The following is a 15941-nucleotide window of genomic DNA, read 5'->3' as shown; positions in this document are numbered from 1 at the left end:
CGACGGCCCCGGGTGCGATCACCGCACCCGGGGCCGTACGTGTACAGAGGGAAGGGTCAGAACAGCCGCAGCTTGTCGTCCTCGATGCCGCGCATCGCGTTGTAGTCGAGCACCACGCAGTCGATGCCGCGGTCCGTCGCGAGCACCCGCGCCTGCGGCTTGATCTCCTGGGCCGCGAACACGCCCTTCACCGGGGCGAGGTGCGGGTCGCGGTTCAGCAGCTCCAGATAGCGCGTCAGCTGCTCCACGCCGTCGATCTCGCCGCGCCGCTTGATCTCCACCGCGACCGTCGCCCCGTCGGCGTCCCGGCACAGGATGTCCACCGGACCGATCGCGGTCGGGTACTCGCGGCGGATCAGGGTGTGGCCCTCGCCGAGCGTCTCGATGCGGTCCGCCAGCAGCTCCTGGAGGTGCGCTTCCACGCCGTCCTTGATGAGCCCCGGGTCCACGCCCAGTTCGTGCGAGGAGTCGTGGAGGATCTCCTCCATCGTGATGATCAATTTCTCGCCCGCTTTGTTCACCACCGTCCAGATGCCGGCCTCCCCGTCGACACCCTCCTTGAGGGTGCACGGCGGCGACATCCAGTTGAGCGGTTTGTACGCCCGGTCGTCCGCGTGGATGGAGACGCTGCCGTCTGCCTTGACCAGGATCAGACGGGGAGCGGAGGGCAGGTGGGCGGTGAGCCGGCCGGCGTAGTCCACGGAGCAGCGGGCGATGACGAGACGCATGGTCGGCAACGCTACAAGACACACGCTCTTCCGCGCGATTCGGCTCTTAACGCCCGCTGGACGACGGTCACTTATTGGCCGGTTGTGCTCCCATTCTCCTGGTGCGCTCCGGACAGCACGCTTACCGTGGAAGCAGGAGGTCGCCGTCCGTACACGCTGCGTGTCGTACGGGGGGCCTTCATCCCTGCCCGTAAGACCCCGTCCGTCGGGGTCGCGAGAGGAGAACCCATGTCGCTCGACGTCTCACCGGCGCTGTTGGAACAGGCCGAGCGAGGCGAGGTCGACGAAGCCGACTTCGTCGACTGCGTCCGGACCTCCCTGCCCTACGCATGGGAGATGATCAGTTCTCTGGTGGCTCAGCTGAAGGTCGACGGCGGCGAGTTCGCCGACAACCAGACGCCGCCGCCGAACGAGCAGGCACGTGGTCAGCTGTTGCGTGCACTCGCGAGTGACGCCATCCGTGGTGCGCTGCAGCGGCACTTCGGGGTGCGTCTGGCCTTCCAGAACTGCCACCGTGTGGCGGTGTTCCCCCTCGACCCCGCGGTCGACGAGCGGCTCGCCCGCTTCACCTCCGTACGGGGTCAGCTGCTCAACCAGTCGCCGGAGCTGCGCGACTGCTGAGGCACGGTGCTGCCGCTCCGCATCGCGGGAGACGCGAACGATGCGAGAGATGCCGGAGCGGCAGCGTCGCAGACCCGCACACCGCACGTGGCCCATGGACTCAGACCAGCAGGGGGAGTACCTCGCCCCCGAGGCGCCGTACGTTCTCCTCGGTGGCCGCGAGATCGCCCGTGCCCTCGGCGAGCAGGGCGAAGCGCGTGATGCCCGTACGCTCCGCGGTCGCCGCCAGCCGGTCCGCCGCGATCCGTGGGGTGCCCACGGGGTGCAGCCCGCACAGCAGCTCCGTGTACGCGACGGGGTCCCGCATCGCGCGGTGCCGGCCGTCCACGGTCACATGGGCGTCGAGCCCCTGCTTCAGCCAGCCGGGCATCGCCTTCACCAACGACTCGGCCGCGTCCCGCGGATCGTCCGCGATCTGGGCGACGCCCGCCGAGACATGGCCGGCGCCGATCCGCGCGATCTCGTCGGGGGTGCGGCCCGCGTCCCGGGAGAAACGTTCCCACGCGGCGACCATGTCGGCCTTCTCCGCGTCGCCGCAGTGCATCCCGAGCAGCATCGGCAGCCCGCGCCTGGCGGCCAGCTCGACGCTCGTGGGGGAGGTGCAGGCGACGACCACCTCGGGCGCCGCGTCCCCGCCGATGAGCTCGCCGGGGCGCGGGACGACGTCCACCTCGCGGAAGGCGAATCGTTCTCCCTCGGCCGACACCCGGGACCCGGTCAACCAGCGCAGCAGCAGGTCGAGCGATTCGGGGAACCCCTGTTCGTACGCCCGCAGGCCCGCGCCGAAGACCTCCAGGTCGACCCAGGGCCCGCCTCTGCCGACGCCGAGCGTGAACCGCCCGCCGGACGTGAGATGGAGCAGCGCGGCCTGCTCGCCCAGGGCGACCGGATGGACCGTCGGCAGCACGCTCACCGCCGTGCCGACCCGGATCCGGCGCGTCCGTCCCAGGAGCAGCGCCGCCAGGGTCACGGCCGACGGGCAGACGCCGTACGGAACGAAGTGGTGCTCGGCCAGCCAGACGGAGTCGAGCCCCGACTCCTCGGCGACCTCGGCGGTCCGCACCGCCCGGTGCAGCGCCTCGCCCTGGCCCTGGCCCGGGAACTGGGCGGCCAGAACAAACGTACCCACGCGCATCGCCTTCTGCCTCCTTGCGGCCGACGCGGTTCTCCCCCTCGTACTGGCAACAACGTCTGACACGTGCCAAAGGCAACGGCCTCTCATGAAGTTCTTGCGATTTTCCGCTGATTCGGCTCGGAGGGTGGAAGGGTGACTCCGTGGCGGCCCGTACGCTGGACGGAACGTTCCGTGTACCCGGCCCCGTGAGGTGAATACGTGTCCCCCCGTCGCAACCGCCCCCATGGCGGCGAGAATCCGGACCGTTCGGGCGATTCGGGCGACCGGTACGGCGGTTCGCAGCGCAGCGAGAGCTGGCAGGGCGAGGAGTGGCTCGTCCGGCACGTGGCCGGCGCGAGCTCACCCGGCAAGCGCTACCGCTGCCCCGGCTGCGACCAGGAGATCCCCGGGGGCGCGCCGCACGTGGTGGCGTGGCCGGAGTACGGGGGAGTGGACGACCGCCGCCACTGGCACAAGGCCTGCTGGAACGCGAAGGACCGCCGCACCACGCGGGTGCAGCGGTCCCGTAACGCGCCGAAGTACTGAGCCCGGCGTCCGGACGTCCCGTCGGTCAGACGTCCCGCTTGTGCAGCAGGGCGTACGCGCCGGCCATCGCCGCCGCCGTGATGCCCAGCAGGATCCACACCGGCTCCCAGCCCGCGGGCCCGGTCGCGCCGTTCGTGGCCCGCCCCGAGTACAGCGCGATGAGCTGGCTCGGAATCGCGTAGTCCAGCAGCCACTCCTGCACCGAGGCCAGCGACTCCGAGAACATGAACATGGCGGCGACCAGCGGCAGCAGAAGGACGCCGATCATGATCGTGATCGCGCCCGCCGAGTGCCGGATGATCGCGCCGATCGCGAGCGAGAACAGGCCGAGCAGCGCCAGGAACAGACCGACGCCGACCGTCGCCCGCAGCCACTCGGCTCCGGTGGGCTCGGCTCCGGCGTTCACGATCGCCACCTGCGCCATGGCGACCACCGCCGCCGTGACCGTGGTGATCGTGAAGACCAGCAGGAAGAAGACGATCGCCTTGGCCGTCAGCACCCGGCCGCGGCTCGGGCAGGCGGTCAGCGTGGTGCGGATCATGCCGGTGCCGTACTCCGAGGCGATGGTCAGCACGCCGAGCGTGATCACACAGATCGAACCGAGCAGCACACCGAAGAAGCCGAGGCCGAGCGCAGACTCGCCGTCGGTCGGTACCTCGGCGTTGGACACGATCGCGGCGACCCCGAGACCGACGACCAGCATCAGCAGCACCATCACGCCGAGCGTCCACATCGTGGAGCGCACGGAACGGATCTTCGTCCACTCCGAGGCGAGCGCGTCCCCGAGGTGCGCCCGGCGCACCGGGATGGGGGAGACGTACGAGTAGGGGGCGGGGGCGTGGTGAGGGGCGGGGGCGGTCACTGGGCATCCTCGGCGTTCTTGGCGGGCGCGCTCGGCGTGGCGTAAGGGTTCTGCCCGGGCGGCGGCGGGGCGTACCAGCCCTGCTGCGGCACGTCGGGCACCACGGCGGCGGCGGGCTGCGGCTGGAGGTGGGGCGGCATCGGCTGCTGGAGGTGCGCCAGCTGGTCCTCGGTGGAGCGGTAGTCCACGGCGCCCTGCGTCATCCGCATGTACGCCTCCTCCAGCGAGGCCTGGTGCGGGGACAGCTCCCAGAGCCGTACGTCCGCGTCGTGCGCCAGGTCGCTGATCCGCGGCAGCGCCAGACCGGTCACGCGCAGCGCCCCGTCCGGCTCGGACATCACCTGGCCGCCGGCCTCGGTGAGCGCGGCCGTCAGCTTCTCCCGCTGCTGCGGCTCGGTCTGCGGCGTCCGCACCCGGGCGAAGTCCGCGGAGTTCGCCGAGATGAAGTCCTTGACGCTCATGTCCGCGAGCAGCTGCCCGCGGCCGATCACGATCAGGTGGTCCGCGGTCAGCGCCATCTCGCTCATGAGGTGGCTGGAGACGAAGACCGTCCGGCCCTCGGAGGCCAGCTTCTTCATCAGGTTCCGGACCCAGAGGATGCCCTCCGGGTCGAGGCCGTTGACCGGCTCGTCGAAGAGCAGCACCTGCGGGTCCCCGAGCAGCGCGGCGGCGATGCCCAGCCGCTGCCCCATGCCCAGCGAGAAGCCCTTGGAGCGCCGCTTGGCGACGTCCTGGAGGCCGACGACGCCGAGGACCTCGTCGACCCGCTGCGCCGGGATCCCGGCGAGCTGGGCGAGCGACAGGAGATGGCTGCGCGCGCTCCGTCCGCCGTGGACGGCCTTCGCGTCGAGCAGCGCGCCCACCTGGCGGGGCGCGTTCGGCAGCTGCCGGAACGGATGACCGCCGATCGTGACATGCCCGGACGTCGGCCGGTCGAGCCCCAGGATCATGCGCATCGTCGTCGACTTGCCGGAACCGTTGGGACCGAGGAAGCCGGTGACGGTGCCCGGCCGCACTTGGAAGGAAAGGTTGTACACGGCCGTCTTGGCGCCGTAGCGCTTCGTCAGGCCGACTGCCTCGATCATTCTCCAGCCCCATCGACAGTTCAGGTCGTCGGGGTCGTGGCCGCTCGGCCGGAACCCCCGTATGAGCTAGGAGCTTATCCAGCCATTGACGGTTCCGGCGAAGCCCGGATCGTCATGTACGCGCTACGCGTCGCGCTTCTTCAGCACCAGATAGCCGCCGAGCAGCGCCGCGGCCACCCAGATCAGCATGATCCCCAGCCCGCCCCAGGGGCCGTACGGCGCCTCCTCGGTGTTCATGGCGTCCGGGACGACCTGCATGATCTTGGATCCGGCCTGGTCGGGGAAGTAGAGCGCCACCTCCTTGGCCTTCGGGACCGCGGAGAGGATCTGCGAGACCAGGAAGAAGAACGGCACCAGGATGCCGAGCGAGAGCATCGAGGAGCGCAGCATCGCCGCCACACCCATCGAGAAGAGCGCGATCAGCCCCATGTAGAGCCCGCCGCCGACGACGGCCCGCAGGACGTTGTCCGCGCCCAGCGAGGTGCGGTGCTCGCCCAGCAGCGCCTGCCCGAGGAAGAACGACAGGAAGCTGGTCGCCAGGCCCACCACCAGGGCGAGCACCCCGGCCACCGCGATCTTGGAGAAGAGGAACGTCGCCCGCTGCGGGACCGCCGCCAGGGACGTGCGGATCATGCCCGAGCTGTACTCCGTGCCGACCACGAGGACGCCGAAGACCACCATCGCCAGCTGACCGAGCACCATCCCGGAGAAGCTGACGAAGGTCGGGTCGAAGGTCGCCTGCTCGGCCTCCGAGAGATCGGAGAACGTCGACTTCAGGAGGGCGCACAGCGCCGCGCTCATCGCCACCGTCACCAGGAGCGCGCTCGCCAGGGTCCAGACCGTCGACGAGACCGTCCGGATCTTGGTCCACTCCGACTGGAGGACCGCCGATACCGCTGCCATCGTTCAGGCTCCCTTGGTGGTGTCGCCCCAGCGGGGTCCGGGCGCGTCCGCCCCGTGTACGTCCGTGCCGTGTGCGTGGTACTCCACCGCGCCGGCGGTCATCTGCATGAACGCCTCCTCCAGGGAGGCGCGCTGGGAGCTCAGCTCGTGCAGGACGAGCCCGTGCCCGGCCGCCAGCTCACCGAGCTTCTCGGTCGTGGCGCCGTCCACCTCCAGCGTGCCGTTGCCCGCCTCGACGGCCGTGTAGCCGTTCGCGTGGAGGACGTCGCGCAGCGTCTCCTGCTGCGGCGAGCGCAGCCGTACATAGCTCCGCGAATTCTCATGGATGAAATCCGCCATCGACGTGTCGGCCAGCAGCTTTCCCTGCCCGATCACGATCAGATGATCCGCCGTCAGAGCCATTTCACTCATCAGATGGCTGGAAACGAAGATCGTCCGGCCCTCTGCGGCGAGCGCCTTCATCAGATTGCGGATCCAGTGAATTCCCTCGGGGTCCAGACCATTGACGGGTTCGTCGAACATCAGGATCTCGGGATCGCCGAGCAGCGCCGACGCGATTCCCAGCCGCTGGCCCATACCGAGGGAGAAGCCCTTCGACTTCTTCCGCGCGACCGCGGTCAGCCCGACCAGGTCGAGGACCTCGCCGACCCGCTGCTCCGGGATGCGGTTCGACTGCGCGAGGCAGAGCAGATTGTTGTACGCGGTCCGGCCGCCGTGCATCGCCTTGGCGTCCAGGAGCGCGCCGATGTACTTCAACGGCTCCTGGAGCTCGCGGTAGTGCCTGCCGTCGATCCGGACCGTACCGCTGGTCGGGTTGTCCAGATCGAGCATCATGCGCATCGTCGTCGACTTGCCCGCGCCGTTGGGTCCCAGGAAGCCGGTCACCACGCCGGGCCGTACCTGGAAGGAGAGATGGTCGACCGCCGTCTTCGTTCCGAACCGTTTCGTCAGCGCCTCGAGCTCGATCATGCGACCACGCTACGGGCGCGAAAAACCCTCCGCCACCGGAATGACGGAGGGTTTTGTGGGTGTTCGCGTTCCGGTTACCGGGACCGCGGTACCGGACGGATCAGCGGGTCTGCTGGGCCGGGACACCACGGGTGGCCGGCTCGTCGTCGATCGGGGAACCGGCGGCCGCCACGGCGGCACCGGTCAGCGTCGCCAGCATCTCGCGGACGTTGGTCAGCTGGGCGTTGATCGAGTCGCGGCGGTTCGTCAGCGCCGCCAGCTCGCGCTCCGATTCCGAGCGGATCCGGTCGGCCTTGGCGTTCGCGTCGGCCACGATGTCCTCGGCCTGACGCTGCGCCGTCTCCACCGTCTGGCGGGCCCGGCGCTCCGCGTCCGTACGCAGCTTCTCGGCCTCCAGGCGGAGCTGCTCGGCGCGGTGCTCGATCTCGGCGAGGCGCTTCTCGGCCTTGGCCTGACGCGAGGCCAGGTCGCGCTCCGACTGCTCCCGGCGCTTCGCCAGGTTCGTCTCGAAGTCCGCGGCGGCCTGGGCGGCCTTGGCGCGGGTCTCCTCGAAGAGGGCGTCCGCCTCCTCGCGCTTGGACTGCGCGTCCTTCTGGGCCTCGGCACGCAGCGAGTTGGCCTCACCCTGCGCCTTCTCGACGATCCGAACGCCCTCGTCCTCGGCCTTCGCCTTGCGCTCCGAGGCGAACGACTCGGCGTCGTTGCGCACCTGCTGGGCGGCCGACTCGGCCAGCTCGCGGTGCTGCTCGGCGGCGCGACGGGCCTCCTCGCGCAGGTCCTTCGCCTCCTCCTCGGCGAGGCGGAGGATCTTCTCGACGCGCGCACCGAGCCCGGCGTACGACGGCTCGGCGTCGGTGACCTGGGCCTGGGCGTTCTGCGTCTCGAGGTGGAGTTCCTCGATGCGCTTTTCCAGAGAGGTGATTCGGGCCAGAGCACTGTCACGGTCGGCGACGAGCTTGGTAATGCGGTCGTCCACCTGACCGCGGTCGTAACCACGCCGCACGAGCTCGAAGCCGAAGGGGGAGGAAGTGTCGCTCATGGGGTTCCTGTCGAATGAGACCGGTGAGGTGTTAGGGGGAATCCTAGGGGCCGAAGCGGCGTGTCATCGAGCGGATGCCCGTTTGATCTGGAGAATGTCCAGCCTTTTGAGTGGCTAGCCGTCAGAGGACTTGCCACTCGAACGGGTCGCCCCCGCTGGAACACCTGCCTTGACCCCATCCTTCGTCCCCGCGTTCGGCGCCTCGAAAGACTCCAACGCTTCGAGGACGTCCTGGACACGGGAGATCTCGGCATTGATGTCCTCGCGCCGGCGCACCAGCACATCGAGCTCGCGCTTGCCCTCGGAGATCATCTCCTCGGCCTCGCGCTCGGCCTCCCCCTTGACCTTCTCCGCCTCCGCGACCAGCGAGGCCTTCTTCTGCTCGGCCTCCTTCAGCAGCGCCTCGGCCTTGCGCACCGCGGCGATCCGGACCTTGCTCGCCTCCGAACTCGCGTCGGAGACCATCTCCTTGGCCTTCGCCTCGGCCTCGGCCCGCTGCTCCTCGGCGGCCTTCACCAGCTTGTCGACACGCTCGCCGGCCGTCTTCATCTGCTCGGCCGTCTCGCGCCGCGCCCGCTCGTGCAGCTCCTCGATCTCGCCCTCGATCCGGGCGCGCAGCTCGTCCGCCCGCTCCCTTATGGCCGTCGCGTCGCTGCGCGCGCCCACCAGGAGCTCGTCCGCGTCCGTACGGGCCTTCTCCACCAGCGAGTTGCCCTCGACCGTCGCCTCGGCCGTGATCCGCTCGGCCTCCTGACGGGCCGCGCCGACCATCGTGTCCGCCTGCGACTCGGCCTCGGTGGTCGCGCGCAGCGCCTCCTCCTGGGCCTTCGCCATCAGCTGGTCGGCCTGCTCGGCGGCGTCCGAACGGCGCTTGGCACCGGCCTCGCGCGCCTCGTCGAGCGTACGGTCGGCCTCCTCGCGCGCCTCGGAACGCATCTGCTCCGCCGCGGCCTCGGCGGCCTCCTTGACCCGCTCGGCCTCGGCCCGGATCCGCTCGGCGGCCTGCTGGGCCTGCCCCACGTTCTCGGCACCCTCGGCCCGCAGCCGCTCCGCCTCGTCGGCCGCCTCGGCCGTGATCCGCTCGGCCTCGCTCCTGGCCTCGGTGATGAGCGTGTCCGCCTGCTCGGCGGCGTCGGCGCGCCGCTTGTCGGCGGCCTTGCGGGCCTCGTCGAGGATCTGCTCGCCGTCCGCGCGCGCGGCGGCCCGCAACGCCTCGGCCTGCGCCTCGCCCTCCTCCTTGACCTGCTCGGCCTCGGCCCGCAGCCGCAGCGCGTCCTGCTCGGTCGACTCCAGGAGAGCCACCGCCTCCGCGGTGATCGCGTCGGCCTGCCCGGCGGCGTCGGTGCGCCGCTTGTCGGCGGCCTTGCGGGCCTCGTCGAGGATCTGCTCGCCGTCGGCCAGCGCGGCGACCCGCAGCGCCTGGGCGTGCGCCTCGCCGTCCGTCTTCAGCTGCGCGGCCTCGGCCCGCAGCGCCTCCGCCTCGGCGGTGAGCCGCTCGGCCTCGCCGGTCGCCTCCGTGATGAGGGTGTCCGCCTGCTCGGCGGCGTCGGTGCGCCGCTTGTCGGCGGCCTTGCGCGCCTCGTCGAGGATCTGCTCGCCCTCCGTGCGGGCGAGCGCGACCAGCTCCTCGGCCTCGTTCGTCAGCCGCTCGGACTCCGCCGCCGCCTCGGAACGGATCCGGTTGGCGTCCTCACGGGCGTCCGCACGGGTACGGGCCGCGTCCTGCTCGGCCGACGCCAGCGCGTCCGACGCCTCCGTCCGTACCCGCTGGGCGTACTCGGCCGTGTCCGTGCGCAGCTTCTCCGACTCGGCGATCGCGTCCGCGACCGTCCGCTCGGCGAGCGACTTCGCGGCCTCGGTCTCCTCCTGGGCGCGCGCCCGGACCCGGCTCGCGTCCTCCGCGGCCCGCTCCCGCTCCTCGTACGCGTCGGCGCGGACGCGGTCCGCCTCCTCCTGCGCCTCGCTCCGGGTGCGCTCCGCGGAGTGCTCGGCCGCGCTCCGCAGCCCGGCGATCTCCTCCTCGGCCTGCTCCTGGAGCCCGGCGACGGAGTCCCGTACCTCCTTGGCGGTCTGCTCGGCCGCGGACACCATCTCCGTGGCCCGCCGGTCCGCCTCCTCGACCAGGCGCTGCGCCTCGGTCTGCGCCTCCTCCACCCGCTTGCGGGCGGAGGCGAGCAGCTCCTCGGACTGCTGACGGGCGTGCTCGCGCTCGCGCCCCGCCTCGGAACGGGCCGACTCCAGCGTCTCCTCGGCCTCCCGGCGGCGCCGGTTGGCCTCCTCCTGCGCGGCGGCCAGCGCCTCGGCGGCCTCGGCGGCCACCCGCTCGGCGGCGGCCCCGGCCTCGGCGCGCACCCGGTCGGCGGTCTCCTGGGCCTCCGACTTCAGCCGCTCGGCCTCCGTCGACGCCTCCGTCCGCAGCCGTACGGCCGCGGCCTCCGCCTCGGCGCGCGACGTGGACGCGTCCGACGCCGCCTCCGTCCGCAGCCGCTCGGCCTCCTGCTCGGCCTGCGCCTGGAGCGTACGGATCCGCTCGGCGGCCTCCGTGCGCAGCCGCTCGGTCTCCTCGGCGGCCTCGCGCCGGAGCCGCTCGCTCTCGGCCCGGGCGTCGGTCAGCGCCTGCTCGGCGGTCTCGACCCGGGTCTCCGCCTCGGTGTGCAGGCGGGTCAGCTCCTCGGCCGCCTCCGCGTGCCGGGCCCGGGCCGCGCGCTCGGCGTCCTCGCGCAGCTCGGCGGCGGTCCGCTCGGCCGCCTCCTTCACCGACTCGGCCTGCTCCTCGGCCTCGGCCCGCATCCGCTCGGCCTCGGCGCGGGTGCGCTCCAGCGTCTCCTCGGCCTGGGTGCGCAGCGTCTGGGCGCGCTCCATGGCCTCCGAGCGGACCCGCTCGCCCTCGGCGCCCGCGTGCGCGCGCAGCTCGTCGCCGTCGGTACGGGCCTTGGTCAGCAGCTCCTCGGCGGTCCTGGCCGCCTCCTCGATCTGCTGGACGGCCTCGCGCCGGGCCTCGCCCCGGATCTTCTCGCCCTCGGCGATCGCCTCGGCCCGCAGCTGCTCCGCCTCGCCGCGCAGCCTGCGCGCCTCCTCCTGCAGCTCGACCGTCTTGGCGCGGTACTCCTTGGTGTCGTCCTTCGCCGAGCCGAGCAGCTCGCCGGCCTGCTCCTCGGCCTGGTTGCGCAGCCGGTCGGCCTCCGCCTCCGCCTCGCGGCGGATGCGCTCGGCCTCCTCGGAGGCCTTGCGGGTGGTCTCCTGGGCGTCCTCGGACGCCTTGGTGAGGACCTCCTCGGCGGTACGGGCGGCCTTGGCCAGGGCGGCGGCCGAGTCCTCGGCCGCGACCGTACGGGCCTTGTCGGAGGCCTCCGAGACCAGCTTCTCGGCCTCCGCGGAGGCCTCCCGCAGCTTCTCCTCGGCCTCACCCTTGAGGGTCTCGGCCTCCTTCGTCGCCTCGGCGACGAGCCGGGCGATCTCCGCCTTCGCGGTACGGGTGCGCTGCTCGTTGACGGACTCCGCGGAGGACAGCTGCCTGGCGGCCGCCTCCTTGGCCTCGGAGAGCGCCTTCTCGGCCTCCGCGCGGGCCTCGCGCAGCCGGACCTCGGCCTCCTGCATCCGCTGCTCGGCGGCGCGGGACAGCTCGGTGGCCTGCTGTCGGGCCTGCTCGGTCTCGGCGCTGGTGGAGGAGCGCAGCTGCTCGGCGTGGCTGGTGGCCTCCTGCGCCTGCGTGGACGCGGCGTTCAGAAGCCGCTCGGCGTCCTTGCGGGCGCGCAGCAGAATCGCTTCGGCCTCGGCTCGGGCCGCCTCCGCCTCCGAGCCGACCCGCTGACGGGTCTCCTCGGCGAGCCGGGTGGCCTCGGCGCGGGCGCCGGCGAGCGACTGCTCGGCCTCGGCGCGGGACTCCTCCAGCAGGCGACGGGCCTGGGACTCCGTACGGGCGCGCAGCTGCTCGGCCCAGGCGACGTTCTCGTTGACGTGCGCCTCGACGGTCTGGCGGCGCTCCGCCAGCTCCTGGTCCAGGCGCTGCCGGCGCTGGACGGCCTCGGCGTGCAGCTCGGCCTGGAGCCGCGCCTGGTGCTCGGCGTGCTCCTGGAGGATGCGCTGGGTCTGGGCCCGGGCGTCGCGCAGCTCGCGCTCGGCGTCCTGGCGCAGCTGGTCGGCCTGGATCTGCGCGTTGCGCAGCATCTGTTCGGCCTGGTAGCCGATGTCCGCGCTGTCGTACGCGGGGCGGGACGCGATGGTGCGACGCGCCTCGTGGAGCTTGGCGCGCAACACCTCGACCTGGTAACCGAGGTCCTCGGCGTGCTGGACGGCCTTCTCCCGCTCGGTCTTCAGCCGGTCCATCTCGGCTTCGAACCGCGAAAGATGGTCGTCTTCAGCTCGGTGGCTCTCCTGGCGTTCGTAGCCCCGCACTGCGCGGTCCCATCCGTCCCCTGGTCGCAACACTCCAACGAGCACCGTTCCCCGGAGAACGGCCCCCCGGGAATCGTGGCAGATCGGATACCCCGACTTCGACGCCGCATGGCATGCGGCACCGACCGGCCCCGGCCCGGAGCCGCCCACTCTACCGGGCCAGGAATCCGGAGGTCAGTGCTCCGCTGAGGAGGGATCAGCCGACGTGACCAGTTCGGTCAGCACACCATGGCAGTCCTTGGGGTGGAGGAAGGTGATCCGGGAGCCCATGGAGCCGGTCCGCGGCTCGTCGTAGAGGACCCGGACGCCCTTGGAACGGATGGCCTCGGCGTCCCCGTCGACGTCGGCCGTGCCGAAGGCGATGTGATGGACACCCTCGCCGTTCTTGGCCAGCCACTTGCCCACCGCGGAGTCCTCCCGGGTGGGCTCCAGGAGCTGGAGGTACGAGGCTCCGCCGTCGGAGGTGTCGTTGATCTTGAGCATGGCCTCGCGGACGCCCTGCTCCTCGTTCAGCTCGGAGTGGAACACCTCGAAACCGTAGGTCGCACGGTAGAACTCGACGGTCTTGTCGAGGTCGAAACAGGCGATCCCGATGTGGTCGATTCGCGTCAGCATGCCTCCAGTGCAGCGCCAGGGGGATGGTTACGCAACGTGCGCGCCGTCACACCGGCAGGCCGGTGACCGCGTACGGCACCGCTCAGTACATTGGCGGTAAACCCTCGTTCACTCCTCATCCCTAGGGGCTGTGCCTCATGTCTGGAACGACCGGTACCACCTCAGTGATCGTCGCGGGCGCCCGCACGCCCATGGGCCGTCTGCTCGGCTCCCTCAAGTCCTTCTCCGGCGCCGACCTGGGCGGCTTCGCCATCAAGGCCGCGCTCGACCGGGCCGGCATCGGCGGCGACCAGGTGCAGTACGTGATCATGGGGCAGGTGCTCCAGGCGGGCGCCGGCCAGATCCCCGCGCGCCAGGCCGCCGTGAAGGCCGGCATCCCGATGAACGTCCCGGCGCTCACCATCAACAAGGTGTGCCTCTCCGGCCTGGACGCCATCGCGCTCGCCGACCAGCTCATCCGCGCGGGTGAGTTCGACGTGGTCGTCGCCGGCGGCCAGGAGTCGATGACCAACGCCCCGCACCTGCTGCCGAAGTCCCGCGAGGGCTTCAAGTACGGCGCCGTCGAGATGCTCGACGCGATGGCGTACGACGGTCTCACCGACGCCTTCGAGAACGTCGCCATGGGCGAGTCCACGGAGAAGCACAACACCCACCTCGGCCTCAAGCGCCCCGAGCAGGACGAGATCGCCGCGCTGTCGCACCAGCGCGCCGCCGCCGCGCAGAAGAACGGCATCTTCGAGGCCGAGATCACCCCGGTCGAGATCCCGCAGCGCAAGGGCGACCCGGTGATCTTCTCGAAGGACGAGGGCATCCGCGCCGAGACGACCGTCGAGTCGCTCGGCAAGCTGCGCCCGGCCTTCACCAAGGACGGCACCATCACCGCCGGAACCTCCTCGCAGATCTCCGACGGCGCCGCCGCCGTCGTCGTGATGAGCAAGGCGAAGGCCGAGGAGCTGGGCCTGGAGTGGATCGCCGAGATCGGCGCCCACGGCAACGTGGCCGGCCCGGACAACTCGCTGCAGTCGCAGCCGTCCAACGCCATCCGGCACGCCCTGAAGAAGGAGGGCCTGGGCGTCGAGGACCTCGACCTGATCGAGATCAACGAGGCGTTCGCGGCGGTCGCCGTCCAGTCAATGAAGGACCTCGGCGTCACCCCGGAAAAGGTGAACGTCAACGGTGGCGCGATCGCCCTGGGCCACCCCATCGGCATGTCCGGCGCCCGTGTGGTGCTGCACCTGGCCCTGGAGCTCAAGCGGCGCGGCGGCGGTGTCGGCGCGGCGGCGCTGTGCGGCGGCGGCGGTCAGGGCGACGCTCTGATCGTTCGCGTACCCGGCAAGTAGCACCGGAACCAAGGAGCGGTTGAACATGGTGGACGTCCCCGAACTGGTCGCCCAGGCGAGGGAGGGCAGGCCGCGCGCCGTGGCCCGGCTGATCTCACTCGTGGAGGGGGCGTCCCCGCAGCTGCGTGAGGTGATGGCGGCGCTCGCGCCGCTGACGGGCGGCGCGTACGTGGTGGGCCTGACCGGCTCGCCCGGCGTGGGCAAGTCCACGTCGACGTCGGCGCTGGTCTCCGCGTACCGGCGGGCCGGCAAGCGGGTCGGCGTCCTGGCCGTCGACCCCTCGTCCCCCTTCAGCGGGGGAGCGCTGCTCGGCGACCGGGTCCGGATGTCGGAGCACGCCTCCGACCCGGGCGTCTACATCCGCTCCATGGCGACCCGCGGCCACCTGGGCGGGCTCGCCTGGTCGGCGCCGCAGGCGATCCGCGTCCTGGACGCGGCCGGCTGTGACGTGGTGCTCGTCGAGACCGTCGGTGTCGGTCAGTCGGAGGTGGAGATCGCCTCCCAGGCCGACACGTCGGTGGTGCTCCTCGCTCCCGGAATGGGCGACGGGATCCAGGCCGCGAAGGCGGGCATCCTGGAGATCGGCGACGTGTACGTGGTGAACAAGGCGGACCGGGACGGCGCGGACGCGACGGCCCGCGAGCTGAACCACATGCTGGGCCTGGGCGAGGCGCGCGGCCCCGGCGACTGGCGGCCGCCGATCGTGAAGACGGTCGCGGCGCGCGGCGAGGGCATCGACGAGGTCGTCGAGGCGCTGGAGAAGCACCGCGCCTGGATGGAGGAGCACGGGGTCCTGGCGGAGCGCCGCCGGTCGCGCTCGGCGCGCGAGGTCGAGACGATCGCGGTCACGGCGCTGCGCGAACGCATCGGCGACCTCCACGGCGACCGCCGGCTGGACGCGCTGGCGGAACGCATCGTGGCGGGCGAGCTCGACCCGTACCGCGCGGCGGACGAGCTGGTGGCGGGCCTGACCGAGGCCTGACGGACCGAAGGCCGGCAGACCGAGAAGACGAACGCGCCGCCGACCGGGCCCATGCCCGGCCGGCGGCGCCTCGCGTCGGTCAGTCGTTGTCGTCGGCGTCGGCGTTGTTGCCGTCGTCGTCGGCGGTGTCGTCCGCGTGGCCGGCCGCCTCGGCGCGGTCGTCCCGGTCGTCCTCGTCCCGGCCGTCCTGGCCGTCGTCGTCCGCCGTGACCTGGCCCGTCTTCAGGTCGACCCGCCAGTCGCCGTTCACGGTGTCCATGTCCCAGGCGGCCGCGGCGCGGTCGTCGTCGTCCAGGCTCACGGAGGTGACGGCGCCCTTCGCGGAGGCCGCCTCGGCCGCCTTCCGGGCGTCGACGGAGGCGCCCTTCAGGGCGCGGCGGTCGTCGGCGTCGTCCCGGTCGTCGTCGCGGTCGGTCTCCTTGCCGAGCACCTTGCCGGTGCCGGCATCCACCTGGACCGTGTACGAGGTCGTGCCCGCGCCCAGGACGTCGACCTCCCAACCGCGTCCGTCGTCGTCCAGGTCGGCCGAGACGGCCGTGCCCGGCTGAGCCTTCAGCGCGGTGCCGATCGCCTGTACGGCGGTCACCTTCGCGCTCCGCACGGCGGTCCGGTCGTCCCGGCTCCCGTCGTCGTCCGCGAAGGCGACCGCGGTTCCTCCGCAGACCACGGCGGCCGCGGCGACGGTGGCGATGACGATGTTGCGCTTCATGGGGTCCTCCAACCCGGCGTGGTTCGTTCGACG

Annotated in this window: 14 protein-coding genes; 4 read left to right on the top strand and 10 right to left on the bottom strand. The window is 71.8% G+C overall.

The window, feature by feature from the left end; all coding sequences use genetic code 11:
- Positions 1-56: 56 nt before the first annotated feature.
- Positions 57-728: an endonuclease NucS gene (nucS, locus tag M5362_RS14680; protein ID WP_260227942.1), complete on the bottom strand. Its 672-nt coding sequence runs from the start codon at positions 726-728 to the stop codon at positions 57-59.
- A 228-nt stretch (positions 729-956) separates the two neighbouring features.
- Between nucS and M5362_RS14675 the strand changes: the two genes are divergently transcribed.
- The gene (locus tag M5362_RS14675) at positions 957-1349 is read left to right on the top strand and encodes an SCO5389 family protein (RefSeq protein WP_017236120.1); all 393 of its coding nucleotides are present in this window, start codon (positions 957-959) and stop codon (positions 1347-1349) included.
- A 100-nt stretch (positions 1350-1449) separates the two neighbouring features.
- Here M5362_RS14675 and M5362_RS14670 read toward each other — a convergent pair whose 3' ends face one another.
- Positions 1450-2484, bottom strand: a complete 1035-nt coding sequence (locus M5362_RS14670; protein ID WP_260227941.1) for an LLM class flavin-dependent oxidoreductase — start codon at positions 2482-2484, stop codon at positions 1450-1452.
- A gap of 198 nt (positions 2485-2682) precedes the next feature.
- On the opposite strand from M5362_RS14670, the gene M5362_RS14665 reads away from it, so the two are divergent.
- A complete protein-coding gene (locus M5362_RS14665) occupies positions 2683-3009 on the top strand; it encodes an ATP/GTP-binding protein (protein WP_260227940.1) in 327 nt (108 codons plus the stop codon).
- A 25-nt stretch (positions 3010-3034) separates the two neighbouring features.
- Here M5362_RS14665 and M5362_RS14660 read toward each other — a convergent pair whose 3' ends face one another.
- The 7 genes from M5362_RS14660 to mce all read right to left on the bottom strand — a co-directional run bounded on the left by M5362_RS14660 (position 3035) and on the right by mce (position 12877).
- Complete coding sequence (locus M5362_RS14660) at positions 3035-3871, bottom strand: ABC transporter permease subunit (RefSeq protein ID WP_260227939.1); 837 nt, start codon at positions 3869-3871, stop codon at positions 3035-3037.
- A complete protein-coding gene (locus M5362_RS14655) occupies positions 3868-4956 on the bottom strand; it encodes an ABC transporter ATP-binding protein (protein ID WP_260227938.1) in 1089 nt (362 codons plus the stop codon). Before M5362_RS14655 ends, M5362_RS14660 begins: the two co-directional genes overlap by 4 nt.
- 123 nt (positions 4957-5079) lie before the next feature.
- Entirely contained in the window at positions 5080-5859 is a 780-nt protein-coding gene (locus tag M5362_RS14650; protein WP_260227937.1) for an ABC transporter permease, read from the bottom strand.
- A gap of 3 nt (positions 5860-5862) precedes the next feature.
- Complete coding sequence (locus M5362_RS14645) at positions 5863-6828, bottom strand: ABC transporter ATP-binding protein (RefSeq protein ID WP_260227936.1); 966 nt, start codon at positions 6826-6828, stop codon at positions 5863-5865.
- A 100-nt stretch (positions 6829-6928) separates the two neighbouring features.
- Positions 6929-7867, bottom strand: a complete 939-nt coding sequence (locus M5362_RS14640; protein WP_260227935.1) for a cellulose-binding protein — start codon at positions 7865-7867, stop codon at positions 6929-6931.
- A gap of 114 nt (positions 7868-7981) precedes the next feature.
- Positions 7982-12262, bottom strand: a complete 4281-nt coding sequence (scy, locus tag M5362_RS14635; protein WP_260227934.1) for a polarized growth protein Scy — start codon at positions 12260-12262, stop codon at positions 7982-7984.
- A gap of 174 nt (positions 12263-12436) precedes the next feature.
- Positions 12437-12877, bottom strand: a complete 441-nt coding sequence (mce, locus tag M5362_RS14630) for a methylmalonyl-CoA epimerase (protein WP_260227933.1) — start codon at positions 12875-12877, stop codon at positions 12437-12439.
- A gap of 137 nt (positions 12878-13014) precedes the next feature.
- On the opposite strand from mce, the gene M5362_RS14625 reads away from it, so the two are divergent.
- Both M5362_RS14625 and meaB read left to right on the top strand, forming a co-directional pair.
- Complete coding sequence (locus M5362_RS14625; RefSeq protein ID WP_260227932.1) at positions 13015-14217, top strand: acetyl-CoA C-acetyltransferase; 1203 nt, start codon at positions 13015-13017, stop codon at positions 14215-14217.
- A gap of 25 nt (positions 14218-14242) precedes the next feature.
- Positions 14243-15199, top strand: a complete 957-nt coding sequence (gene meaB, locus M5362_RS14620; RefSeq protein WP_260227931.1) for a methylmalonyl Co-A mutase-associated GTPase MeaB — start codon at positions 14243-14245, stop codon at positions 15197-15199.
- A gap of 79 nt (positions 15200-15278) precedes the next feature.
- On the opposite strand, the gene M5362_RS14615 is transcribed toward meaB, so the two are convergent.
- Positions 15279-15908 carry a PepSY domain-containing protein gene (locus tag M5362_RS14615; RefSeq protein WP_260227930.1) on the bottom strand — a complete coding sequence of 210 codons (630 nt, stop codon included), beginning with the start codon at positions 15906-15908 and terminating at the stop codon, positions 15279-15281.
- Between the last annotated feature and the right edge of the window lie 33 nt (positions 15909-15941).

The organism is Streptomyces sp. Je 1-79 (genome assembly GCF_025195125.1).
GTDB lineage: Bacteria > Actinomycetota > Actinomycetes > Streptomycetales > Streptomycetaceae > Streptomyces.
Note: the sequence above shows the minus strand (reverse complement) of the source record. Positions and strands in the feature narration are given on the sequence as shown.